Source organism: Mesorhizobium sp. M1A.T.Ca.IN.004.03.1.1, assembly GCF_003997555.1.
Lineage (GTDB): Bacteria > Pseudomonadota > Alphaproteobacteria > Rhizobiales > Rhizobiaceae > Mesorhizobium.
In genome coordinates this window covers 1-281 of sequence record NZ_RZTV01000204.1, presented here as the reverse complement: position 1 = coordinate 281, position 281 = coordinate 1, and the positions used below count along the sequence as shown (strand labels likewise).

The window sequence follows — 281 nt, the reverse complement described above, 5'->3', positions numbered from 1 at the left end:
GCAAGGACACGCTCGCCGTGACGTATCCCCTCCTCGAAGCGCCCGTTCAGAGTTGCCAAGATGCAGCACGTGGTATCGATGCAGTAACGATAAAGGGGAGGCCCGCCCAGTGCACGTGCGCGCATCGCATCCTCATATCCACGCTTCACCTCGCCGAGATAGCCGAGCGTCAGGGCCCGCATGTCCCAGCAAATGGCTTGCAGCGGGTTAGCGGCTATCGCTCGATCGGCGAGTTCCAGTGCCTGTGCGTATTCACGAAAGACGAACGAATGGGCATGAGC

At 60.5% G+C, this 281-nt stretch carries 1 pseudogene; it reads right to left on the bottom strand.

Annotated features, from left to right (window positions below):
• Positions 1 to 281 (bottom strand): annotated as a pseudogene (locus EOD29_RS36595) (hypothetical protein); the annotation flags it as partial.